We start from the raw sequence: 23,694 nt of genomic DNA on the forward strand, positions 1-23,694 counted from the left end.
CCGCGCTCGCGCTCCCGTTGACAGGTCGCATTGAACCGTTATGGCCCAACCGATCAAAACGCCCTGCGCTGCGACCGCACTGAACGGCTAGAACCATGCGGAGTGCCAGCCACTGATATTTTTCGAGGAGACCCGCTGATGACCGCGATCGGACAGGATACGCTTGGCACGCGCGACACACTGGATGTCGGTGGCAAGCGCTATGGCTATTACTCGCTGGCGAAGGCCGCCGCGAAGCTCGGCGATTGCTCGCGCCTTCCCTTCTCGATGAAGGTGCTGTTGGAGAACATGCTCCGCTTCGAGGATGGCGTCACTGTCACCACCAGCGATGCGCAGGCGGTGATCGACTGGCTCAAGAACCCCACGGCCTCCAGCAACGAGATCCAGTATCGCCCCGCGCGCGTGCTGATGCAGGATTTCACCGGCGTGCCCTGCGTTGTCGACCTCGCCGCGATGCGCGACGCGATGAACGCGCTCGGCGCGGACGCCAGCAAGATCAACCCGCAGGTGCCTGTCCACCTCGTCATCGATCACTCGGTCATGGTCGACGAGTTCGGCACGCCCAAGGCGTTCGAGGACAATGTCGCGCTGGAATATCAGCGCAACGCGGAGCGCTATGATTTCCTCAAATGGGGCTCCAAGAGCCTCGACAACTTCAAGGTCGTTCCTCCCGGCACCGGCATCTGCCACCAGGTCAATCTGGAGCATGTCGCGCAGGCCGTGTGGACCTCGGTCGATGCCAATGGCGAGACGGTGGCCTATCCGGACACCTGCGTCGGCACAGACAGCCACACGACGATGATCAATGGCCTGGGCGTGCTCGGCTGGGGCGTCGGCGGCATTGAGGCCGAGGCCGCGATGCTCGGCCAGCCGGTTTCCATGCTCATCCCTGAGGTCGTCGGCTTCAAGCTGACCGGCACGTTGGCCGAGGGCATCACCGCCACCGACCTCGTGCTCACAGTCACGCAGATGCTGCGCGCCAAGGGCGTGGTGGGCCGTTTCGTCGAGTTCTATGGCCCCGGCGTCAGCGCGCTCAGCCTCGCCGACCGTGCGACCATCGCCAACATGGCGCCGGAATATGGCGCGACCTGCGGCTTCTTCCCGATCGACGGCAAGACGCTCGATTACATGCGCCTCACCGGCCGTGACGAGGACCAGATCGCGCTGGTCGAGGCCTACGCCAAGGTGCAGGGCTTCTGGCTCGACCCCGAAGCTGCCGACCCGATCTTCACCGACACGCTGGAGCTGGACATGGGCTCGGTCGTGCCCAGCCTCGCCGGCCCCAAGCGCCCGCAGGACAAGGTGATCCTCACGCAGGTGGACGAGGTCTTCAACGCCGACCTCGCCAAGGTCTACAAGAAGGATGCCGCCGTGCGCGTGCCCGTCGAGGGCGCGGCGCATGACATTGGTGACGGCGACGTTGTGATTGCCGCGATCACCAGCTGCACCAACACCTCCAACCCGAGCGTACTCGTCGCCGCCGGTCTGGTCGCCAAGAAGGCCACCGAAAAAGGCCTCAAGCCCAAGCCGTGGGTGAAGACGAGCCTCGCTCCCGGCTCACAGGTGGTCACCGATTATCTCGAGAAGGCGGGCCTCCAGACCTATCTGGATGCCGTCGGCTTCAATCTCGTCGGTTATGGCTGCACGACCTGCATCGGCAACAGCGGCCCGCTCGCCGATCCGATCAGCAAGGCGATCAACGGCAACGACATCGTCGCGGCGTCAGTCCTCTCGGGCAACCGCAACTTCGAAGGCCGCGTGAGCCCGGATGTGCGCGCCAACTTCCTCGCCTCCCCGCCCCTCGTGGTTGCCTATGCGCTCAAGGGCACGGTCACGACCGATTTCGTCGAGACGCCGATCGGCCAGGGCAGCGATGGCACAGACGTCTATCTCAAGGACATCTGGCCCTCGAACGAGGAAGTCCGCTCGGTGATGGAAGGCGCGCTCACGCGCGACATGTTCCAGAGCCGCTATGCCGCCGTCTTCACCGGCGATGAGCGCTGGCAGGCGATCGACGTGACCGGCTCGGATACCTATGCGTGGCGCGCAGGCAGCACCTATGTCGCCAACCCGCCTTATTTTGAGGGCATGGAGATGACACCGGCGCCGGTCGCAGACATCATCGACGCCAAGCCGCTCGCCATCTTCGGCGACTCGATCACCACCGACCACATCTCCCCTGCAGGCTCGATCAAGGCAGCCAGCCCGGCCGGCCAGTGGTTGCAGGAGCGGCAGGTCGCCCCCGCCGACTTCAACAGCTACGGCTCGCGTCGCGGCCATCATGAAGTGATGATGCGCGGCACCTTCGCCAACATCCGCATCAAGAACCTGATGCTGGACGGCGTGGAAGGCGGCATGACCAGCTATGCCGGCGAAGTAATGCCGATCTATGACGCAGCCATGAAGCATGAGGCCGACGGCACGCCACTCGTCGTCATCGCCGGCAAGGAATATGGCACCGGCTCCTCGCGTGACTGGGCGGCCAAGGGTACGCGCCTGCTCGGCGTGCGTGCGGTCGTGGCCGAGAGCTTCGAGCGGATCCACCGCTCCAACCTCGTCGGCATGGGCGTACTGCCGCTGCAGTTCCCCGAGGGCACGAACCGCGAGACGCTGGGCCTCAAGGGCGACGAGAGCTTCACCATCCGCAACGTCGCCGGCCTCAAGCCGCGCCAGACAGTGACGGTAGAAGCGCGCCGCGCGGACGGCACCAGCTTCACCTTCGAGGCGCTGTGCCGCATCGATACGGTGAACGAGCTGGATTACTTCCTTAACGGCGGCATCCTGCCCTACGTGCTGCGCAAGCTCGCAGCCTGAGACGCAGATCGCCGGGCACGCTGACCCGGCCGACGATCAACATGAAGGGGCGATGGACGATAGTCTGTCGCCCCTTCTTCATGTGCCAGAGGCGGCGGTAGACGGCCCTCGCCGGGGTTGTGCTCCCCCTCCCCTCCGCTACACTCGTCGCGATCAGGAGAGACCATGACCCCCACCCTCAGAATAGACTTCGTATCCGACATTGCCTGTCCCTGGTGCGTGTTGGGCCTGCTCGGGCTTGAAGAGGCCATCGGTCGCCTGGCGGGTGACGTGGATGTCGATCTGCATTTCCAACCGTTCGAGCTCAGCCCAGATATGGCGCCGGAGGGACGCACTGTCGTCGATCATCTTGCGCAGGCTTATGGATCAACGCCCGACGAGATCCTCCAGCGCCGCGCCGTGGTGAGCGATCGCGCCGCCGCTTTGGGCTTCGACATGAAGACCTCGCTGGAGACGCGCGTCTACAACAGCTTCAATGCCCATCGCCTGATGCATTGGGCAGGGCTGCAGGGCCGGCAGCCGGCCCTCGCGCGCGCCTTGTTTGAGGCTTATCACAGCCGCAACGAGAATATCGCGACCGCTGCCGTGCTTCTCAACGCCGCCGAGCAAGCCGGACTGGACCGGGATGCCGCAAGCGCGGTGCTCGACTCGGATGAATATGCCAATGATGTGCGTCAGGCCGAATATCTCTGGCAGACCCGCGGCGTGACAGGCGTGCCGGCAGCGATCATCGACGGTCGCTACCTGATCTCCGGCGCGCAGCCCGCGGAAGCCTATGAGCACGCGTTGCGGCAGATCGCCGCACAGGCCCCATCAGACGGCAACCCGCCCGCCCCCGCATAAAAGATGGGGGCTGCGCGGGGCCGCGCCGCTTAGCCGGGCTTGCGGAACCGCAACGTCATGCGGTCGCTTTCGCCCACCGCCAGATATTTGTCCCGATCGACCGCGCCATTGCGCAGGGTCGGCGGCAGCGTCCAGACGCCGGTGGCCCAGTCCGCCGTGTCACGCGGGTTGGCGTTCACGTCAGAGCTTGCCTCCAGCACGAAGCCGGCATCCTCCGCCAGCTTGCGCACCGTCGAGACTTTCAGATAGCCGCTCGTCTTTTCGGCCGCGGTGTCGCGGTCTTCGGGCAGGCGATGATCGACCACCCCAAGCACGCCACCGGGCTTGAGCATCCGGAAGAACTGGCCGAAAATCTCGCCGCCATTGCCGCGCATGACCATATTGTGGACGTTGCGGAAGGTGAGCACGGTATCCGCCGCGCCATCCGGCACTTCGGTCAGCTCGACCAGCTTCACCCCGCCATAGAGCGCAGGATTGGACTCGATCAGCTTCTGTGTGGACTGGCGCCCCTGCCCGCCGGGCTGGACGCCATAATAGGTGCCGCCGCCCTTGGCCGCCAGAGGCACAAGAATCTCAAGATACCAGCCACCGGAGGGGAAATATTCGACGACGGTCTGATTGCCGCTCACGCCGAAGAAGCTCAGCGTTTCGGCCGGGTGGCGATATGTGTCGCGTGCAACATTGCTGGCTGTGCGGGTCGGCGCAGCCACGGCTGCGGCGATGTCCGGCTTGATGGCGACGGCTGCCTCGGTAGCCGCCAGTACCGGAGCGGTGGCGACGGCACCGCCAGCGAGCAGAAACGCACCGGCGAGCATGAGGGATGTCCTGAAAGGCATGGCGTGTCTCTCCGTGAGGGGGCGTTATGCGGCAAGATGTCGCAAGCCCGGACGGAGCGCAACCCAATGACGGACGAACACGCTGCCCTTAGAGGCAGGCTTCGAGCAACGCCTGGTCGAAGCCGAAGCCGCGCGCCTTCTCCAGCGTATAGGGACGCAGGCCCATCGAGCGATATTCGCCGATGATCCGCCCGTCCGCATCTTCATCCAGATATTCGAACTTGAACAGCTCCTGGGTGACGATCACGTCGCCCTCCATGCCGATCACCTCGGTGACGTTGGTCACCCGCCGTGAGCCATCGCGCAGGCGCTTCACCTGCACGATCAGGTCCACCGAATCGGCGATCTGCTTTGAAATGGCTTCCTTGGGGATCTTGATGTCGCCCATCAGGATCATGTTCTCCATACGGCCGAGGCACTCGCGCGGGCTGTTGGAGTGGAGCGTACACATGGAGCCATCATGGCCGGTGTTCATGGCTGCGAGCAGATCGAAACACTCCGCGCCACGAATTTCGCCCAGAATGATGCGGTCCGGGCGCATACGCAGGGCGTTCTTGACGAGATCGCCGATGGTGATCGCCCCCTGCCCTTCCAGATTCGGCGGCCGGGTTTCGAGCGGCAGCCAGTGCGGCTGCTGAAGACGCAGTTCCGCCGCGTCCTCGATGGTGATCACGCGCTCGCCCGGATCGATCATCTTGGAGAGGGCATTCAGCATCGTCGTCTTGCCCGAGCCGGTGCCGCCCGAAATCACGATGTTGAACCGGCAGGCTCCGGCGATCTTGAGCGCCGTTGCCATCTTGTCGGACATCGAGTCGCCCCGCGCCATGATGTCCAGCGTGATCGGCTTGGCGGCGAACTTACGAATCGAGATCGCCGTGCCGCGCAACGAGAGCGGCGGTACGATCACGTTGACGCGGCTACCGTCCGGCAGGCGGGCGTCCGCCAGCGGCGTGGTCTGATCGACCCGGCGGCCGACCTGATTCACGATGCGCTGGGCGATCTGGAACAGATGCTCCTCATCGCGGAAATGAATCTGCGCGAGCTGCAGCTTGCCCTTCTTCTCGATGTAGGTCTGGGCCGGGCCGTTGACCATGATGTCGCTGATATCCGGGTCGGCCAGCAACTCCTCGAGCGGCCCGAACCCGAGCAGCTCATCAACCAACACCTTCTCCAGTGCAAACTGCTCGCGCCGGTTGAGCGTGAGCTTGAGCTGCGCCAGCACCTCCATGATGATCGGCCGGAATTCCTCGGCCAGCTCATCCTTGGTCAGCGTCGCCGCCGCCTCCGGATCTACCCGCTCCAGCAAGCGCGGCAGCACCTGCTCCTTGATGCGATGGACGTTGGCCTCGAAACCCTGCGAATGATCGGTCTGCGCATGCTCGGAATTCATCCGCTCATTCAGGCGCCCGAGGGCATCGGCGTGGCGGTCGGGGGTGGAGCCTACGCCAGCAGGGGAAATATCTGGCGCGGCTGGTTCTAGCGGCGCGACGGCTGGACTGGCTGAGGGAACGCCCCCATGCATCGGCCGCGCAACCCCAAAGGACGACTTGGCGCCTAAACCGGTCTTTCGTCCAAATGCATTCATCGACAGGTCTGCTTTCAGCTGTCGTCGGCATGCGCCGACCATTGCGCTTGATTTACGCTCAGAACTGTTTGGAAAATGCTAAGAGGTGGTCGGATTTCGACCCAGGTGCAGTGAAACGGCGGTGCGGCGGGGGGGCGGGCAACGCCCAGACCTCCATTTCATAACGGGGCCGATGGGCCTCGTTCATTGGAAGCCTTGCGATCAAACGATAATTGCGCTGCAAGCCCTGCATGAGAATAGCGCGCGTCGCTTCGTTGTGCGGGCGCACGAGAGGGTTGTGTGACAACGCGATCACCGCCGGGCGACGTGAGAGAATTCGCCGCATTTCCTCGGAAGGATCGATTCCGATGGCGGGGCTTTCCAGCGAAAAGCTCATATGCTGCGGGAACAGCCTGCTCGTCACGTGACAGGCATCTGTGAGTGCGTACAGAACGGGCGGCCCTTCAAACAGGTAGAAGCAACCTCCATGGCGGGCACCGTCAATTGCCCTCGCAAGCTGCTCGATGTATCCTCTGCGCTCCAAAACACGAGAGCGATCTGGCCACCCGCTGATGAGTGCCGCCCAGATGATAAGGACCAAGAGCCAAAGGAAACCGGTCCCTTTGCGCGCGAATATGGGCGAAGCCAGCACGACCAGAGGTGGCAAGAGGGGCAACGCATAATGATCCCAGAAGTTGGGAATCATGAGAAACCCGCCCAGCGCAGCGAACATCCAACAGACCAGAAAGACAGCAACGGTCTTCTTGTCTGACGTACGGACGAGGTAATGCGCGCCTGCAACACTCATCAAAATCAACGGACAGAGAATAAGGCTAAGCCATTTGGCAACCTGGATTGTCACGTCGAGAGACTGAGGGGCTTTCAAGCCCACTGAGCGGATGGAGGCAAACCAATAGTCTTCGAATTTCCCGATCGCCGCAAAGCCAAAGAAGATCATGAGCGTTGGCGCAGCGCCGAGAAGCGCGAACTGGACGATCCTTACCCATCGGATTCGGCCCGAGGGGCTGGCCGGCCGGAGCGCATGGTAGGCTGCCACAATGCCCAGAAAAACGCCCTCGACGATCGCCGTCGGTTTCACGGTGATCGCAAGGCCGCACAAAAGCATCGCGATATACGCTCGGCGGATTGGCATTTCATCCGGACCCTGCCGGTCGGCTGAAGGCAGCAACAATGAAACGGCATGGATAATGAAGAGGTTGTAGAAGACCGGCGATTGGCCTCCTGCTCCGATCAACATCGGCAAGCAAGCGAGGTAAGCCACGCCGGCGAAGCAGGCAGGAATAGCCGGATAGAAGCGGCGGACGATACTGGAAATGGTGAGGGCGGTGCAGAAGGCAAAAAGCCCCGCAACCAGCTGGGTGGCCTCGATGCCATTTCCCGGAAGAAACGCGATCAGCCAGTAGATTATGAAAAGACCGAATGGCTTGCGGTCCCATACATCCACATAGGGAACTGCACCCTGATGCATCGCCTTTGCGAAAACGAGATAATAGTTCTCGTCTTCATGATAAGCGAGGTCGCCAAACCATGGAGCACGGGTCACGACGGTGGCCAAGAGCAAAGCCGCTCCGATCAGTATAGACTGATGCCGTCGGACGAACTGCGATATCTTCTTGGGGTATGTTGCTAAGCGCGATCGTTGCGCTGGAGCTTTTGACTGAACGCGCACATGCTGCATATCGCGAAACCCTGGCGGATTATCGCAACAGGCCGATACACCGCTGCATTGGCCTTGCAGCGAATACGGTTAAAAAACCGTATTGGGACTTTTGTCAGTTACTCTTACCCAGCCTTCTCAGCCAGCACCGTCAGGCCAGCTTCGCTCACTTCCGCAAAGCCGCCTTCGACCATGATCACGCGTGGCTCGGCGCCGTCGCGGTCGTAGACCTTGAGGGCGCCGTCCTTGACGGTGGACATGAAGGGCGCGTGGCCTTCCAGCACGCCGAATTCGCCCTCGGTGCCGGGCACGACGACCATGTGGACGTCCTGCGAGAGGACAAGCTTCTCAGGGGTCACGAGTTCGAAGTGCAGTGCCATGGTCGTCTCTCCCCCCTCACGTCGGAGGGGTAAAGGGTGGAATGGTCGCGCCGGCGGAACATGCCCGGCGCCGACCCTGTTTCGATTACACCCCGCGAAAGGGTGCCGGCGCCTCCCGCCATCGGCGAAAGGCGCTTCAAGCCGTCAGATCAGGCTGCTTCCGCTGCCAGCTTCTTGCCCTTCTCGATGGCTTCGTCGATGCCGCCGACCATGTAGAAGGCAGCCTCGGGCAGGTGATCGTACTCACCGTCGACCACGGCCTTGAAGCTCTTCACCGTGTCTTCGATCTGGACGAACTTGCCCGGAATGCCGGTGAACACCTCGGCGACGTGGAAGGGCTGCGAGAGGAAGCGCTGAATCTTGCGAGCACGGGCGACGGTCAGCTTATCCTCTTCGGACAGCTCGTCCATGCCCAGAATCGCGATGATGTCCTGCAGCGACTTGTACTTCTGCAGCGTCTCCTGAACGCGGCGGGCCGTGTCGTAATGCTCCTGGCCCACGACAGCGGCGGTCAGCACGCGGCTGGTCGAGTCGAGCGGGTCGACGGCCGGGTAGATGCCCAGCTCCGAGATCGCGCGGTTGAGCACAGTCGTGGCGTCAAGGTGGGCGAAGCTCGTGGCCGGCGCAGGGTCGGTCAAGTCGTCTGCCGGCACGTAAATGGCCTGCACCGAGGTGATCGAACCCTTGTTGGTGGAGGTGATGCGCTCCTGCAGCGCGCCCATGTCGGTCGCAAGCGTCGGCTGATAGCCCACGGCCGAAGGAATACGGCCGAGCAGAGCGGACACTTCCGAGCCGGCCTGCGTGAAGCGGAAGATGTTGTCGACGAAGAAGAGCACGTCCTGCCCTTCCTGGTCGCGGAAATATTCGGCGATCGTCAGGCCGGAAAGCGCAACGCGCGCGCGGGCGCCCGGCGGCTCGTTCATCTGGCCGAACACCAGCGCCACCTTGGAGCCTTCCGGCGTCGGGTTGCCGTCGGCATCCTTGGCGATAACGCCGGCATCCAGGAACTCGTGATAGAGATCGTTGCCCTCACGAGTCCGCTCGCCAACGCCAGCGAACACCGAGGTGCCGCCATGGCCCTTGGCGATGTTGTTGATCAGCTCCTGGATGAGCACGGTCTTGCCCACGCCGGCGCCGCCAAACAGGCCGATCTTGCCGCCCTTGGCATAAGGCGCGAGCAGATCGATGACCTTGATGCCCGTCGCCAGAATGCTGGTCTCGGTCGACTGGTCGACGAACTCCGGTGCCTTGGCGTGGATCGGCGCGGTGGTCGCGGCATTCACCGGGCCACGCTCGTCGATCGGCTCGCCGATCACGTTGAGAATGCGGCCGAGCGTCATCGGGCCGACCGGCACCGAGATCTGCGCGCCGGTATCCCTCACGTCCTGACCGCGGGTCAGACCGTCGGTCGCGTCCATGGCAATGGTGCGCACGGTGTTCTCGCCCAGATGCTGCGCCACTTCGAGCACCAGCCGCTGGCCGTTATTGTCCGTCTCGAGCGCCGAGAGAATCGCCGGGAGCCGATCCTCGAAGATCACGTCGACGACGGCGCCGATCACCTGGCTGATCTTGCCGACATTGTTGGTGGCTGCCATGTCTCTGCTTCCTTGCCTGCTTGTCCGTTAAAGCGCTTCTGCGCCCGAAATGATTTCCACCAGCTCGGTGGTGATCGCGGCCTGACGGCTGCGGTTGTACTCGATCGTCAGACGATTGATGAGATCGCCGGCGTTGCGCGTCGCATTGTCCATCGCGGTCATCGATGCGCCCTGCTCGCTGGCCATGTTCTCCAGCAACGCCTTGAAGATCTGGATGGTGATGTTGCGCGGCAAGAGATCCGCGAGGATCGCTTCCTCGTCCGGCTCATATTCGACGGCGGCGCCCGAAGAGGCAGGCGCATCCGCCGGCACAGCGACCGGGATAATCTGCTGCTCGGTCGGCGTCTGCACCAGCGGCGAGCGGAACGCGGCATAGAAGAGATGGGCCACGTCGAACTCGCCGGCGAAGAAGCGCTCGGAGATGTCCTGCGCCACGGCCTGGGCCTCGTCGAAACCGGGCGTGCGCACGTCCGTCGTATCGAACTGACCGGCGATGAGGCCGGGGAAGGTGCGCGCGATCACCGCGCGACCCTTGCGGCCGATGAGGTAGAACTTCACCGTCTTGCCCTGGGCAATCAGCGAGCGCGCCTTGGCGACAGCCGCCTTGACGATGTTGGCGTTGAAGGCACCCGCCAGACCCTTGTCGCCATTGGCCACAACGAGCAGATGCACGTCGTCCTTGCCCGTGCCCGCAAGCAGGCGCGGTGCGCTGTCGCCGGTCACCTTGCCAGCAAGACTGGCAACGACCTTCTCGAGCCGCTGGGCATAGGGGCGCCCGGCTTCGGCCGCCGCCTGCGCCTTGCGCAGCTTGGCCGCAGCGACCATCTGCTTGGCCTTGGTGATCTTCTGGGTCGACTTGACCGAGGCGATCCGACCCTTGAGTTCCTTGAGCGAAGCCACTGGCTCAACCTACCTTTTCATCGTCGTGCCGGTCATGCCGGCATCAGGTCCCCACCGGCTAGGCCGATGGGGATGCGAACCATCTCAGGCGAACGTCTTGCCGAATGCGTCCAGCACGTCCTTGACCTTGGCCTTCACGTCGTCGCCGAGGTCACGGCTGTCGCGAATCGCGGCCAGGATATCGGCATGGTGGGCGCGCATATGGGCCAGCATCGCCGCCTCGTAGCGGGTGACGTCGCTGGTCGCGATGCCATCGAGATAGCCATTGGTGCCGGCGAAGATCGACACGGTCTGCTCCTCGAAGGGCAGCGGCGAGAACTGCGGCTGCTTGAGCAGCTCCGTCAGGCGCGCACCGCGGTTCAGCAGCTTCTGCGTCGAGGCGTCGAGGTCCGAGCCGAACTGGGCGAACGCTGCCATTTCGCGATACTGGGCCAGCTCCAGCTTGATCGAGCCGGACACCTTCTTCATCGCCTTGGTCTGCGCCGCCGAACCCACGCGAGACACCGAGAGACCCACGTTAATGGCAGGACGGATGCCCTGATAGAACAGGTTCGTTTCGAGGAAGATCTGACCGTCGGTGATCGAGATCACGTTGGTCGGAATGTAGGCGGACACGTCGCCGGCCTGCGTCTCGATGATCGGCAGCGCGGTCAGCGAGCCGGCGCCATTGGCGTCGTTCATCTTGGCGGCACGCTCGAGCAGACGGCTGTGCAGATAGAACACGTCGCCCGGATAGGCTTCGCGGCCCGGCGGACGACGCAGCAGCAGCGACATCTGGCGATAGGCGACGGCCTGCTTGGAAAGGTCGTCGAACACGATCACGGCGTGCATGCCATTGTCGCGGAAATACTCGCCCATCGCGGCGCCGGTATAGGGCGCGAGGAACTGCAGCGGCGCCGGCTCGGACGCGGTGGCGGCGATGACGATGGAATATTCCATCGCGCCATTCTCTTCGAGCTGACGGACGATCTGCGCAACGGTCGAGCGCTTCTGGCCGACGGCGACGTAGATGCAGTAGAGCTTCTTGCTCTCGTCGGTGCCGGCGTTCGGGCCCTTCTGGTTGATGAAGGTATCGATCGCGACAGCGGTCTTGCCGGTCTGGCGGTCACCGATGATCAGCTCGCGCTGACCACGGCCGATCGGCACCAGCGCGTCAATGGCCTTGAGGCCGGTCTGCACCGGCTCATGCACCGACTTGCGGGGAATGATGCCCGGCGCCTTCACCTCGACGCGCGAACGCAGGTCCGACTGGATCGGGCCCTTGCCGTCGATGGGGTTGCCGAGGCCGTCGACCACGCGGCCGAGCAGGCCCTTGCCGACCGGAACGTCAACGATGGTGCCGGTCCGCTTGACGACGTCACCTTCCTTGATCTCGGCGTCCGAGCCGAAGATCACGACGCCGACATTGTCGGCTTCCAGGTTGAGGGCCATGCCCTGCACGCCGTTGGAGAACTCGACCATCTCACCGGCCTGAACCTTGTCGAGGCCGTGGATGCGCGCGATGCCGTCACCGACGCTGAGCACGGTGCCGACTTCGCTGACTTCCGCTTCGGCGCCGAAGTTGGCGATCTGGTCCTTGATGACCTTGGAGATTTCTGCGGCGTTGATATCCATGTTCAGCCTTTCATCGGATTCTTTGGCGCGTTAGCCGCGCATCGCCTGGGCGAGCTTGTTCAGTCGGGTACGGAGCGAGCTGTCGATCATCTGGCTGCCCATCTTGACGACGAGGCCACCCATGATTTCGGGATCGACGGTAAGATCAAGAGCCATGTCGCGGCCCGTGCGCGCCTTGAGCTGCCTGGCCAGCGCGTTCTGCTGGTCCTGGGTCAGCGGGAAGGCGGAGGTCACTTCCGCGCGCGTCTCGCCACGATGGGCGGAGAGCAGCGTGGAGAATGCCCGAATCACGGCAGGAATCTGCGAGAGGCGGCGATTCTGCGCCAGTACGCCCAGCGTCCGCTCCGTCAGCGAATCGAGCCCAAGGCTCTGCGCCACGGCCTTGATCGCCTTGGCGGCATTGTCGCGGCCGACCAGCGGGCTTTGCGTCAACGCCTTGAGATCATTCGATTCGGCCAGCGCGACCTTGAGAGTCTCAAGGCTTGCCGCCACCGAATCGAGCGCCCCCTTGTCCCGCGCCAGCTCAAAAAGCGCGAGCGCATAACGCCCCGCCAAGCTAGCCTGAATACCGCTGGAATGCTCCACGCGCGCCTTGCCTCTTGTCCGAATTGAATCGCGCCAGAAAAGGGGAGGTACGGCTGCACCCCCCTTGACACGGGGGGGCGGTTAGCAGGGGTCGCCCTGCGATGCAAGTCGGGAGGGACAGGCCGGGCACGGATGCGCCGGAAGGCGTGACGTCAGCGCAAAATGCGGTACAAACGCGACCCCGGCTGCTGCAGGCGGTCATCGGGGACCAGCCAAGGCGGCACCTGTCCATCCGTCAGACTGGCAGCAAGGCCGTGAGGCGCGGCCTTGAGATAATTGCGCGCCTCCGGCGCGGTCGGGCACAGCAGCAGATATTGCGCGGGTGTCGCCAGGACGATCGCGCGCGCGTTGTCGGGCGTAGCTGTGAAGGCGCGAATGACCGTCGCCATCGCGGCACTGTTCCGATGATAGCCCGCTGCGACGATCGAGAGATTGGTGCGATAGAGAATCAGCGGCCCCATATCGATCGGAGCGAAGATCTGGCCCGCACCCAGAGACTTGAACATCGGACTGGCGATGGCGGTCGGGCAGTCGCCATCCGTCCGCGCGTCGGTGCTGCCTTTATCGGGCGGGAACAGCATCTGGCCGAGCCCATAGGCGGGGAGTGCCGTCGAGAGGAGGAGGGTGCCCGCCATTGTGAGGCTCCAGCCGATTCGCGGCCGAAAACGATCGCGTTGGCCGGCGAGCAGAACAATGGCGGCGGCCATGCCGGGCAGGGCATAGAGCTCTGCCACCGCTGTCGCCCGCATCACGGTCATGCCGAGCAGCCAAGCGAAGGCGGCAGCCAGCGCCAAACCCAGCCACATCATCGCATCGGACGACCTGCGACAAGCCCAGGTTCGCCACATGGCGGCGATGACACCGGGGAGAGGGGCCAGAATCATCAAGGTCGCGAACGCGCCGCCCTGTCGCCAAAAGGGCAGGCCCTCGCGGACGCTATAATACCAGTAATCGCGCACCAGAGGGTCCAGCCCGGCAAATGGCCCAGCCAGACAGGCGGGCGCGATCAGGGCAACCGAAGCGGCGGCCCCGGCTCCGGCGACAATGAGCGGGACGAGGCGCGACGCTGGATTGGCGGGACGAAGCAGGCTGTCGATCAGGAAGAGCATTGCGCCCGCAATGAACAGCGCGGCGATGTAGGGCGCGGAGATCGCGTCGCAATGGCTCTCCACAAGCAGGCCAGCGCCGCGCGTGCCGAGAATCAGCAACAGGCTCGCGCCGATCAGCGCCGCCATGAACAGATGGATGCGCCGATCGCCGGTGCGCACAAACGCCAGCGCATAGAGGCCGGCGAACAGCGCCGCATAAGGCAGGCCCTCAATGGATACATGCATCCAGACCGCACAAGCAAGCGCGCATCCGACCGCAGGCCAGCGGCCGGGCCGGGTCCACGCCAGCAAGGCGCAGGCGGCCATCAGCAACTGCCAGCCATGATGATCGACCCGCATCGGCGCAAACTGCAGCCCGACCATGAGGCATGCGGGCAGCAGGGCGAGCATCAGCAATGCGACCTCCCGCCCGGCGATATCCCGGAGCAGCCGGCCCATGACGAGCATCAGGGCGAGACAGAGCAGGGCGGGCACCGCCACCAATGCGACGACTTCCGCCATGGGCTGGCCGACGAGGGGCCGAAGCAGCACGATCGCCAAAGCGATCGGCAGGTCCACCAGCCGGGACCAGTGCAGGTCCCCACCGGTCGGCAGGTTCATGCGATATTGGGTGACGTCGCTCCACGCCTGGCCATTCAGCCAGTCGCGGACCTGAACCATGCGCATGTAATTGTCCGGATCGCCGAGCGAACCCGCCCTCGTCTCGGTCCAATTGGGTATGGCGAGAAGGGCCATGGCGAAGAGCCAGATGAGCGGCACGTAACGGTAAAAGGGCTGGGCGCCCCCCATGCGCTGGCCCGAAACATCCCCGGCGGTCATGCGAAAACGATCGCCTTGCGCAGCATATAGGTCGCCTGGAAACTGACAGCGACCGCCAGCGCCTTGGCGAGCAGGGGCATGATCCCCAGCATCGCGCCGAGCGCCACGATACCGGTCGTCAGCGCCAGACCGATCAGCGCAGACCCCACGAACAGCGCCTTCTGACGAACGCGATCCGCGCCGCTCGCAGCGACGCCTTGCGCGAAGACAAGACGCGAGGAGATCAGCCAGTGCATGAGGATTCCGGCCATATAACCAAAAGCCGCCGCGGCGGCAGGGGCCATGCCCAGGTGCAGGCCAGCCATGAACAGCCCCACGTCCCCAGCCAGCGCGACGAGGCTGGCAAGACCATAACGCAGATAGGTGTGGCCGAGCAGCCCGGCCAGGAACGCGCCCATCACCCGATCACGCCACCATGCGGCGCCCGGCGGGCACGGCCCGCTGGCTCTCCAGCGCCGCACGCTCTCCCGCGCTCAGGGCGCCCTCATGGCCCGCTTCATGATATTCGGCATCCTCGTTGACGCCCCAGATATCGAACACCCGCTTGCCGGCGATGATGTTGCGCACGGTCAGCATGGCCGTCATCATCGCGTGATCCTGATTGTTATAGCGATGCATCCCGTTCCGCCCGATCAGGTGAAGCGTGGGATATTTGTCTTCCAGCTCGGCGCGAATGGCCGCGACATTCGCCGCATAAGCCTCGCCATAGACGGGATAGGCTTTCTCCTGACGCACCACAGCGCCGCCGACAACCTGATCGGCGCTGATGAGGCCCATCAGAACCATCTCCTCGGTCGCCAGCGCGATCAGCTCGTCATCGCTGGATGACCAGAGCCCGTCGCCCTCGAAGCAGAAATATTCCAGGCCCACGCAAGCGATATCGGGATCGGGCACCATTTCGGGTGACCAGCTGCGGAAATTCTGCACCCGGCCCACCTTCACGCGCGGATCGTGGATGTAGATCCAATTGTCCGGAAACAGGTCTTCGGAGCGGATCATCAGCGCGACCGTCAGAAAATCGCGATAGTTGAGCGCCAGCGCGTGCCCGAGCGTCTTGGGCACCGGATGGATGCGGCTCGCCAGCTCCCGCATCGGCGCGGAGCTGATCACATGGTCGGCACTGATCGCGACCGTATCGCCGGCCGCCCGCGTCGCGGTAACGCGCCACCGGCCTGTAACCTGATCGCGGTGAATCTGCTTGAGGGCATGGCCCATCAGCACATGATTGCCGCCTTCGACCACGCGATCGCGCGCCGCATCCCACATCATCCCGGGCCCGAGGCGCGGGTAGCGGAAATTCTCGAGCAGGGTCTTGGCACCCATGCCGTTGTTTGGCTTTTTGTTGAGGCCAAGGCTGCGCTTGAGGCCATCCAGCACCGCCTTGCCCAGGCTCAGGCCCTTGATGCGCTGCGCCGCCCAGTCGGCGGACATGGTATCGCACGGCATCCCCCACACCTTCTCGGTGTAGGTCTTGAAGAAGATGGAATAGAGCTTGCGACCGAACTGGTTGACCACCCAGTCCTCGAAGCTGCGCACCGGCTTGATCGGCGCGATCTTGGCCTTGGCGTAGCTCAGCATGCACAGGGTCGAGCGGATGATGCCGAGATTGCGCAGCGCCTCGAAGGCACGCAGCGGATAGCTGTAGAAGCGGCCCTGATAATAGATGCGGCTCATGCGGGGCCGCTCGATGAAATCATGGGGCAGGATCTCGTTCCACAGATCGACCACCTCCTGCGATTTCGAGAAGAAGCGGTGGCCGCCGATATCGAAGCGGAATCCCTCATGCTCGACCGTGCGGCTGATGCCCCCGACCTGCGCGGAATCCTTCTCGATCACCGTCACGCGCAGCCCCGCCTTGGTCAGCAGATAGGCAGCGGTCAGCCCGGCCGGGCCAGCACCAATGATGGCCACATCAACGGAATGGGCGGAATTCGACATTCAGGCAGGTCCCCCGGAACCGAACAGGTCGACTCCGGGAGTGAAGGATCTTGCCTAATATTCCATTAATCCACGCCGCTCGGTGCCTCAGCGCGCCGGGCGTTGCCGGTTGGCGACGAGGTGATCCACCACGGCCGGGTCTGCCAGCGTGGAGGTGTCGCCAAGCTGATCCACCGCGTCCTCGGCAATCTTGCGGAGAATCCGGCGCATGATCTTGCCCGAGCGGGTCTTGGGCAGGGCAGGGGCGAACTGGATCGCATCGGGCGTGGCGATCGGGCCGATCTCGTGACGCACCCATTGCACCAGCGCCTTGCGTAGTTCGTCATCGCCCTCGATGCCGACATTCAGCGTGACATAGGCGTAGATGCCCTGTCCCTTGATGTCGTGCGGCATGCCTACCACGGCCGCCTCGGCCACCTTGGCGTGCGCAACCAGTGCCGATTCGATCTCGGCCGTGCCCATGCGGTGGCCGGAGACATTGATGACGTCATCGACCCGGCCGGTGATCCAGTAATAGCCATCCTCATCGCGCCGGCAGCCATCGCCGGTGAAATATTTGCCGGGATAGGTGCTGAAATAGGTTTGGAAGAAGCGCTCATGATCGCCCCACACGGTGCGCATCTGGCCCGGCCAGCTCTCGGCAATCACCAGATTGCCCTCGCACGGGCCTTCGAGGACCTTGCCTTCGGTATCGACGATCTGCGGCACCACGCCGAAGAACGGCTTGGTGGCACTGCCGGGCTTGAGATCGATCGCGCCGGGAAGGGGCGTGATCATGTGGCCGCCGGTTTCGGTCTGCCACCAGGTGTCCATGATCGGGCAGCGCCCGTCACCCACGACGCGGTGATACCAGTCCCACGCCTCGGGATTGATCGGCTCGCCGACCGAACCGAGAATGCGCAGGCTCTTGCGGCTGGTCTTCTCCACCCAGGTATCGCCCTCGCGCATCAGGGCGCGGATCGCGGTCGGCGCGGCATAGAAGGTGCTGACGTTAAACTGATCGACCACCTGCCAGAACCGGCTGAAATCGGGATAATGCGGCACGCCCTCGAACATCACCGTCGTCGCGCCGTTGGCGAGCGGGCCGTAGACGATATAGCTGTGGCCGGTGACCCAGCCGATATCGGCGGCGCACCAATAGATATCGCCGGGGCGGTAATCGAACACATAATGATGCGTCATCGCCGCCCAGAGCAGATAGCCTGCGCTGGTATGCAGCACGCCCTTAGGCTTGCCGGTGGAGCCTGAGGTGTAGAGGATGAACAGCGGATCCTCGGCACCGATTTCCTCGGCCGGGCAATCGTCCGAGACGCTGTCGCGCAGCACGTCATACCAATGATCGCGGCCGTCTGTCATCGCAACGGCATTGCCGGTCCGGCGCACCACAATCACGGATTCCACGCAGGTGCAGTCGTCCAGCGCTTCATCCACATTGGTCTTGAGCGGGATCGTCTTGCCCCCCCGCACGCCCTCGTCGGCCGTGATCACCACCGTGGAATCGCAATCGGTGATACGCCCGGCCAGACTGTCGGGTGAGAAGCCACCGAACACCACCGAGTGGATGGCGCCGATGCGGGCACAGGCGAGCATCGCCATCGCCGCTTCCGGGATCATCGGCATGTAGATGGTGACCCGGTCGCCCTTGCGGACGCCCTGCGCCTTCAGCACATTTGCAAAGCGGCAAACTTCCCCGTGCAATTCGCGATAGGTGATCGTGCGGCTCTCATCGGGGTTGTCACCAGCCCAGAGGATCGCCGGGACATCGCCACGCTCCGTCAGATGCCGGTCGAGGCAATTGGCCGCGATGTTGAGCGTGCCGTCCGCAAACCATTTGGTACCAAAATCGGCTTCATGGAAGCTGGCGTCCTTGACCTGGGTGAAGTCCTTGATCCAGTCGAGCCGCGCCGCCTCCTTGCGCCAGAAGCTGTCCGGCTCTGCAATCGATTGCGTATAAAGGCGTGAATAATCATCACCGGTCACATAGGCGCGCTCGCGCCAATTCGCAGGCACAGGGTAGAGGGGCTGACTCACGCACTTCTCCAAAGACTGTTATGCGCCAACCTTAGCCGTTTTGCCGGCCATGCCAAGTCCATCGCGGGTGGCACGGAATGCCGGTCCAAGAAGCAGGCGCCCAGTCTCAGGCGTCGTTGCTCCACAGCAACTGGCCGTCCGGATCGGTGATCTGGGTCAGCCGGCGCGCTGCCCGCCGCGCAAGCCGCTGCACTTCGACCTTGCGCCGCGCGGGCGCCAGAGGCTCGCTGGGCGCGGGGCGAAGGATCTCGGCATCATATTGGTCGGCAACGATAAGTCCCGTGCGGCCCGGCCACAGCGCCTCGGACTCGAACAGGGTCAGATCAAAGCCGGCAGGCACGGCCCAGAAGTAGCGATCGCAATAATCGAAATAGTCCGGCCATTTGCCGTCCCCGAGCAGGTCGGCACGGCTGCATTTGATTTCGACGGCAATGATCTGGCCGCGGGCATCCACGGCCATGATGTCCAGCCGCCGACCATTGGGGAGCGGCACTTCGGAAATGCCGAAAATATCGTGGCGCGCAAAGAGACGCAGCACTCCGCGCGTGACGGCCAGCGCCGTTCCATCGGTCAATGCAGGATCGCAGGCGATCACAGGTTCAGGCGCAGGTTCAGGATGTGAGGCCATGTGGCGGGATTAGAACACAATGGGAACAACTGCAAGCCAAGCTCAAACGAGACGGGCCGGCCCAGCGCTCTGCTGACCCGGCCCGGCTTGTGATTGATTGGTTGGCTCAGCGGTAGAAGATATGACCGCCAATGCGCGTGAGGCGATCATGCTTCCAGTTCGGCGACACGCGCGCGGAATGGAAGAACAGGGCGCCTTCCACCGGATTGTCCCAGCTTCCGTCCAGCGCGATCTGGGCGATGGCGCGCGCGGTGCGCCACTGACCGGCATGGGTCGGCGTGGGCAGCTGGCCCTGACGGACGAAACTGAACTGACCCGGCTGCGTGACGACGCCGCACAGGCTGGTGGGGAAACGCCCGGACCGCGCCCGCTCGAGCACGACATTGGCAACGGCGAGCTGGCCGGTCAGGCTCTCGCTGCGCGCTTCATAATAAATGGTGGTGGCGAGACATTTCGCATCAGCGTCGGAAATCTCTTCGACATTGGCCTGCTGGACCAATTCGGCCAGCGAATCGACAGAGTCGGCAGAAGCGGCTTCGTTCGGAGCCGTCTCGGCATCGGGTTCAATCGTTGCGGGGGTCGTCAGGCTTGCAGCGACGACGGCGGGAACCTCGAGCATGGTCGAGAAACCTTGGCGGGCTGTTCCCTCAGGAGCAGCAGCCAGAGCGATTGTGGACGAGAGAAGTCCAACGGTCGCCACGATGGCGACCACGACACGATTGGGCATTCATTCTCAGTACTGTGCGGTGGGTCGGAGATCGGAATGCAGGTCGCATCTATCGTGCGACGCTCAGCGCTCCGGTCCGCCCCCCGTCTGCGTGTTTGCGATGACCTGTCCCCATGACGGCCACACGCAACCTGCGCGAGTTGGTGGGGCCTTTGGCCGCTCAGCCGGGAACTGTCAACTCGTGCACAGTATCTCGGCGGCGAGCCGTTCCCCGTCTGCGACATCCAGTTCCACGAACCAGATATCGGGGTCCACCCGGGTTCTTCTATCTATATATTGTGATATTTCAGATTCTTGGGTTAAATCCCGAGGCCCGCAGGGGGTGAGCGAAAGAGTCCCGTCAAGGGACGTAACACGCTCAAAAAGCCCGATTGTCCGGCCGCGATCCACCGCCTGCACGACGATGGTTCCGCTCAACGGCTCCCCCTTGTGAAGCACGGTGCCATGCCCCCCTTGCGCTTGGACACGGCGCAACAGAACCCCGATGAGGATCTGACTCGTCAGACGCGCGGTCACTGGTCTCCTGCTTCCGGGCGCACATAACCCGGCAGGCCAACCAGCGGGATGGTGGAGCGCATGAACGTGCCAGTACCGCGACCGACATCCTCACCCTCGGCATCAATAAGGCGCGCCTCGGCGACAAAAACGCGCCGCTTGCCGCTCAGCCATTTCCCTTCCGCTACGATCGGCCCAGCCTTGAGCGGGCGGGTGAACAGCAGGTTGAATGCGGTGGTGAGGAGGAAGCGATCCGTGACGAGGCTGTTGGCGGCATAAAAAGCCGCATCGTCCAGCATCTTGAAATACAGCGTGCCATGGGTGGCGCCTGCGGCATGGAAATAGTCCGGCGTCACGTCGATGACGATGCGCGCCTCGCCGGGGGCCGAGATATCCAGCCTTGAGGGGAATAATCCGTTGATCGGCGCCGAGGCATAGAGCCGTTCGAGCGCCCGGAAATGCGCGGCCTCGCCGGATGGCGGCGTGCCGTCAGGCTGCGTCACGCGACTCGCCGCCGGCGAGCAGGGCATAGAGCGCGGCGTCCGAGCCAACGCCACGAATGCGCGCAAGATGGCGCTCGTTACGCAGCAGGCGCGAGACGCGGGCCAAGGTCTTGAGATGTTCTGCGCCACTATCCTGCGGGGAGAGCAGCATGAATACGACATCCACGGGCACATCGTCGATCGCATCGAAGGGGATCGGCTCGGCGAGGAGGACCACGGCGCCATGGACGCTCTCAAGGCCTTCCAGCTTGGCGTGGGGAATCGCGATTCCGCCACCAAAGCCCGTCGAGCCAAGGCGCTCCCGCTCGGTGATGCGCTCGACAACCTCGGCGGCATCGAGCCCATAGGCATCGGCCGCCAACTGACCCAGCTTCAGGAAAAGCTGTTTCTTGTTAGGAAGGGCCACCGCGGACGAAACAGCGTTCGCCGCGAGCAAGTCGCTGAAATTATCCATGTTCAACCCGTGTCCTGCGGCCGACCTGGGGATTTCTGCGCCGGGGTGAAGTCCACCCATCATGGCCGCCTGGAGAAAACTTGGCCGGCTGATAGGCGCAAAGGCCATTCGGGTCAACAGGTTGCCGGGGACGGAGTCAGGGGAGGGAGGGCTGCGCATCGCGCGCAGCCCTCGAGCGCATTCAGGCGCGGGGCGGCTCCACCCAGCCGATGGTCCCGTCGGTGCGACGGTAGACCATGTTGAAGGTGGCCGTGCTGCTGTTGAGGAACATGAGCGCATTGGTGTTGCGCAGATCGAGCATCATCACCGCATCCGAGACGCTGGCGCGCGGAATATCCACGCGCATCTCCGCGATCACCACCGGTGCATCGACGTCCACTTCCTCTTCCGCTTCGCTGGACTGGAAGACGACATAATTGGCATCGTCGATGCCGGGCGCGTCACGCTGAGCTTCGGCGGCGAGCGCCTGGCTGTGGCGATCCTTCAACCGCCGCATGTAGCGGCGCAGCTGCTTTTCGATGCGTTCCGCGGCCTGATCGAAGCAGACATGGGCATCATGGGCCTCGCCCGCGCCCTTGAGGATCAGCCCTGCCATCACATGGCAGACGATGTCGCAGCGAAAGGCGCCATGAGGCGCGTTGCTGAACGTCACGCTGGAGGAGATGGTGCGCGAGAAATACTTGTCGGCGATCGCCTGCATCCGCTCGGCAACATGCGCCTGAAGCGCCTCGCCGGTGTCGACCTGATGACCCGATACGCGGATTTCCATCTGATTTCTCCTTCTTGTTGGACCTGATGGTCTGTGAACGTGGCGCGCCGCCTAGTGAGGATAATCCTCAGGCCGGGCGATCGAGCCACAAAGGGTGATCGATCTTTTCCAGAAACGCGGCATGACGCGCCAGTTCCTGCGCGCTCGGCGAAAACAGACGGGCCGGGCGGAACGGGCGGGCAGCCGGAATGGCCATGGATTGTGTGGTCGTCACGGTGACGGTGATCTGTTCTTCCGCCATCAAGGTGAGGCCGATCTGACGCCCGCCGGTCAGTTCGATATAGAGCTGCGCCAGCAATTCCGCGTCCAGCAACGCGCCATGCTTGATGCGGTGGCTGCGGTCGATCCCGTAGCGGCTGCACAGGGCATCAAGACTGTGCTTGGCACCGGGATGAAGAGTCCGGGCAATCGTCAGGCTGTCGATCATCCGTCCCATGTCGACGGTGGGATGGCCGCACCGCTCCAGCTCGGCATTGAGAAAGCCGAAATCGAACCGCGCATTGTGCGCGACCAGCATGGAATCGCCGAGAAACTCGAGCAACTCTGCGGCCTTGCTGCCGAACAAAGGCTTGTCGGAGAGAAAGCGCGCGGACAGCCCGTGAACCGCCTCGGCCGAGGCCGGCATATCGCGCTGGGGATTGAAATAGGCGTGGTAGGTCTCGCCGGTCGGGATGCGATTGATCAGCTCGACACAGCCGATTTCGACAAGACGGTCACCGCTGAGCGGATCGAAGCCGGTGGTTTCAGTATCGAAGACGATTTCACGCATCGTGGCATTTCACTCGTTGGGGAGGCATTATCGGACCAGCGCCGTGCGAAGGCAAGCAACGAGACGAAAAATCCGCGCTCTCATCCGCCATTTGGGCTGTGCTGTATCCAGCACCAGGTCAGCGCGGCGTCGCTTGATGTGGTCCGAGAGCTGACTGGCCTTGATGGCTTCAAAACGCTTTGCGGTCATGCCGGGCCGGCGAAGCACGCGCCTCCGCTGGAGAGACGGCGCGGCGGAAACGACGACGACCATGTCCATGTGCCGCTCGCCCCGCGTTTCGAACAGCAGCGGGATATCGAGAACGACCATCGGCCGGCTGCGATGACGGCGCAGAAACGCTGCGCGGGCGCCCGCAACGGCGGGATGGACGATCCGCTCCAGGGCCCGCATTTCCTCCGGCTGGCCGATCACCCGGGCACCAAGCATCCGGCGATCGACGCCAGCAGCGCTGGTGGTGCCGGGAAAGCGCGCTTCAATCGCCCCGAGTAGGGCGCCACCCGGTCCCTGCAACTGATGGACTGCGGCATCGGCATCGAACACCGGCACACCCGCTGCGCGAAACATGGCGGCCGCGGTCGACTTGCCCATGCCGATCGATCCGGTCAGTCCGATGCGGAATGGACGATGTCTCACGCGCAGACCC

The 23,694-nt window shown here is 63.7% G+C and carries 22 protein-coding genes; 2 read left to right on the plus strand and 20 right to left on the minus strand.

Annotation, left to right across the window (positions count from 1 at the left end):
* The first annotated feature begins 138 nt into the window (after nt 1-138).
* Together acnA and M2337_RS02880 are read left to right on the plus strand one after the other, a co-directional pair.
* Complete coding sequence (gene acnA / locus M2337_RS02875; RefSeq protein ID WP_181561050.1) at nt 139-2,814, plus strand: aconitate hydratase AcnA; 2,676 nt, start codon at nt 139-141, stop codon at nt 2,812-2,814.
* A 165-nt stretch (nt 2,815-2,979) separates the two neighbouring features.
* Nucleotides 2,980-3,657 carry a DsbA family oxidoreductase gene (locus M2337_RS02880; RefSeq protein ID WP_264571620.1) on the plus strand — a complete coding sequence of 226 codons (678 nt, stop codon included), beginning with the start codon at nt 2,980-2,982 and terminating at the stop codon, nt 3,655-3,657.
* A 29-nt stretch (nt 3,658-3,686) separates the two neighbouring features.
* Here the strand turns inward: M2337_RS02880 and M2337_RS02885 are convergent, their stop codons facing one another.
* The 20 genes from M2337_RS02885 to coaE form a co-directional block, all read right to left on the minus strand.
* Nucleotides 3,687-4,493 carry a class I SAM-dependent methyltransferase gene (locus tag M2337_RS02885; RefSeq protein WP_264571621.1) on the minus strand — a complete coding sequence of 269 codons (807 nt, stop codon included), beginning with the start codon at nt 4,491-4,493 and terminating at the stop codon, nt 3,687-3,689.
* An 88-nt stretch (nt 4,494-4,581) separates the two neighbouring features.
* Nucleotides 4,582-6,078 carry a CpaF family protein gene (locus M2337_RS02890; RefSeq protein WP_264571622.1) on the minus strand — a complete coding sequence of 499 codons (1,497 nt, stop codon included), beginning with the start codon at nt 6,076-6,078 and terminating at the stop codon, nt 4,582-4,584.
* A 58-nt stretch (nt 6,079-6,136) separates the two neighbouring features.
* Nucleotides 6,137-7,633: a hypothetical protein gene (locus tag M2337_RS02895; protein ID WP_264571623.1), complete on the minus strand. Its 1,497-nt coding sequence runs from the start codon at nt 7,631-7,633 to the stop codon at nt 6,137-6,139.
* A 227-nt stretch (nt 7,634-7,860) separates the two neighbouring features.
* A complete protein-coding gene (locus M2337_RS02900; RefSeq protein ID WP_181561055.1) occupies nt 7,861-8,115 on the minus strand; it encodes an ATP synthase F1 subunit epsilon in 255 nt (84 codons plus the stop codon).
* A 149-nt stretch (nt 8,116-8,264) separates the two neighbouring features.
* Nucleotides 8,265-9,710, minus strand: coding sequence for a F0F1 ATP synthase subunit beta (gene atpD, locus M2337_RS02905; RefSeq protein WP_264571624.1), 1,446 nt, complete (start codon nt 9,708-9,710; stop codon nt 8,265-8,267).
* A gap of 27 nt (nt 9,711-9,737) precedes the next feature.
* A complete protein-coding gene (locus tag M2337_RS02910) occupies nt 9,738-10,610 on the minus strand; it encodes a F0F1 ATP synthase subunit gamma (protein ID WP_264571625.1) in 873 nt (290 codons plus the stop codon).
* 84 nt (nt 10,611-10,694) lie between these two features.
* A complete protein-coding gene (gene atpA, locus M2337_RS02915; protein ID WP_181561058.1) occupies nt 10,695-12,224 on the minus strand; it encodes a F0F1 ATP synthase subunit alpha in 1,530 nt (509 codons plus the stop codon).
* Between the two features lie 30 nt (nt 12,225-12,254).
* Complete coding sequence (locus M2337_RS02920; protein ID WP_264571626.1) at nt 12,255-12,809, minus strand: F0F1 ATP synthase subunit delta; 555 nt, start codon at nt 12,807-12,809, stop codon at nt 12,255-12,257.
* Between the two features lie 152 nt (nt 12,810-12,961).
* Entirely contained in the window at nt 12,962-14,737 is a 1,776-nt protein-coding gene (locus M2337_RS02925) for a hypothetical protein (protein ID WP_264571627.1), read from the minus strand.
* Nucleotides 14,734-15,135 carry a GtrA family protein gene (locus M2337_RS02930; RefSeq protein ID WP_264572332.1) on the minus strand — a complete coding sequence of 134 codons (402 nt, stop codon included), beginning with the start codon at nt 15,133-15,135 and terminating at the stop codon, nt 14,734-14,736. The genes M2337_RS02925 and M2337_RS02930 overlap by 4 nt, the downstream gene beginning before the upstream one ends.
* Nucleotides 15,136-15,142: 7 nt before the next feature.
* Complete coding sequence (locus M2337_RS02935) at nt 15,143-16,675, minus strand: NAD(P)/FAD-dependent oxidoreductase (protein ID WP_264571628.1); 1,533 nt, start codon at nt 16,673-16,675, stop codon at nt 15,143-15,145.
* A gap of 87 nt (nt 16,676-16,762) precedes the next feature.
* On the minus strand, nt 16,763-18,706 hold the full coding sequence (acs, locus tag M2337_RS02940; protein WP_264571629.1) for an acetate--CoA ligase: 1,944 nt from the start codon (nt 18,704-18,706) through the stop codon (nt 16,763-16,765).
* Between the two features lie 106 nt (nt 18,707-18,812).
* A complete protein-coding gene (locus tag M2337_RS02945) occupies nt 18,813-19,334 on the minus strand; it encodes an MmcB family DNA repair protein (protein WP_181561064.1) in 522 nt (173 codons plus the stop codon).
* Between the two features lie 106 nt (nt 19,335-19,440).
* Nucleotides 19,441-20,061: a cell wall hydrolase gene (locus M2337_RS02950; protein ID WP_264571630.1), complete on the minus strand. Its 621-nt coding sequence runs from the start codon at nt 20,059-20,061 to the stop codon at nt 19,441-19,443.
* 174 nt (nt 20,062-20,235) lie between these two features.
* Nucleotides 20,236-20,577 carry a DUF1491 family protein gene (locus M2337_RS02955; protein ID WP_264571631.1) on the minus strand — a complete coding sequence of 114 codons (342 nt, stop codon included), beginning with the start codon at nt 20,575-20,577 and terminating at the stop codon, nt 20,236-20,238.
* Entirely contained in the window at nt 20,574-21,086 is a 513-nt protein-coding gene (locus M2337_RS02960) for a PaaI family thioesterase (RefSeq protein ID WP_264571632.1), read from the minus strand. Before M2337_RS02960 ends, M2337_RS02955 begins: the two co-directional genes overlap by 4 nt.
* Nucleotides 21,046-21,513, minus strand: a complete 468-nt coding sequence (locus tag M2337_RS02965; RefSeq protein WP_181561068.1) for a PTS sugar transporter subunit IIA — start codon at nt 21,511-21,513, stop codon at nt 21,046-21,048. The genes M2337_RS02960 and M2337_RS02965 overlap by 41 nt, the downstream gene beginning before the upstream one ends.
* Nucleotides 21,514-21,694: 181 nt before the next feature.
* Nucleotides 21,695-22,282: a ribosome hibernation-promoting factor, HPF/YfiA family gene (gene hpf / locus M2337_RS02970; RefSeq protein ID WP_181561069.1), complete on the minus strand. Its 588-nt coding sequence runs from the start codon at nt 22,280-22,282 to the stop codon at nt 21,695-21,697.
* Between the two features lie 67 nt (nt 22,283-22,349).
* Nucleotides 22,350-23,051 (minus strand): DNA polymerase III subunit epsilon, encoded by a 702-nt coding sequence (dnaQ, locus tag M2337_RS02975; protein WP_264571633.1) that lies wholly within the window; start codon nt 23,049-23,051, stop codon nt 22,350-22,352.
* A 27-nt stretch (nt 23,052-23,078) separates the two neighbouring features.
* Complete coding sequence (gene coaE / locus M2337_RS02980) at nt 23,079-23,684, minus strand: dephospho-CoA kinase (RefSeq protein WP_264571634.1); 606 nt, start codon at nt 23,682-23,684, stop codon at nt 23,079-23,081.
* Nucleotides 23,685-23,694: the final 10 nt, after the last annotated feature.

It is taken from the genome of Sphingobium sp. B2D3A (assembly GCF_025961795.1).
Taxonomy (GTDB): Bacteria; Pseudomonadota; Alphaproteobacteria; order Sphingomonadales; family Sphingomonadaceae; genus Sphingobium.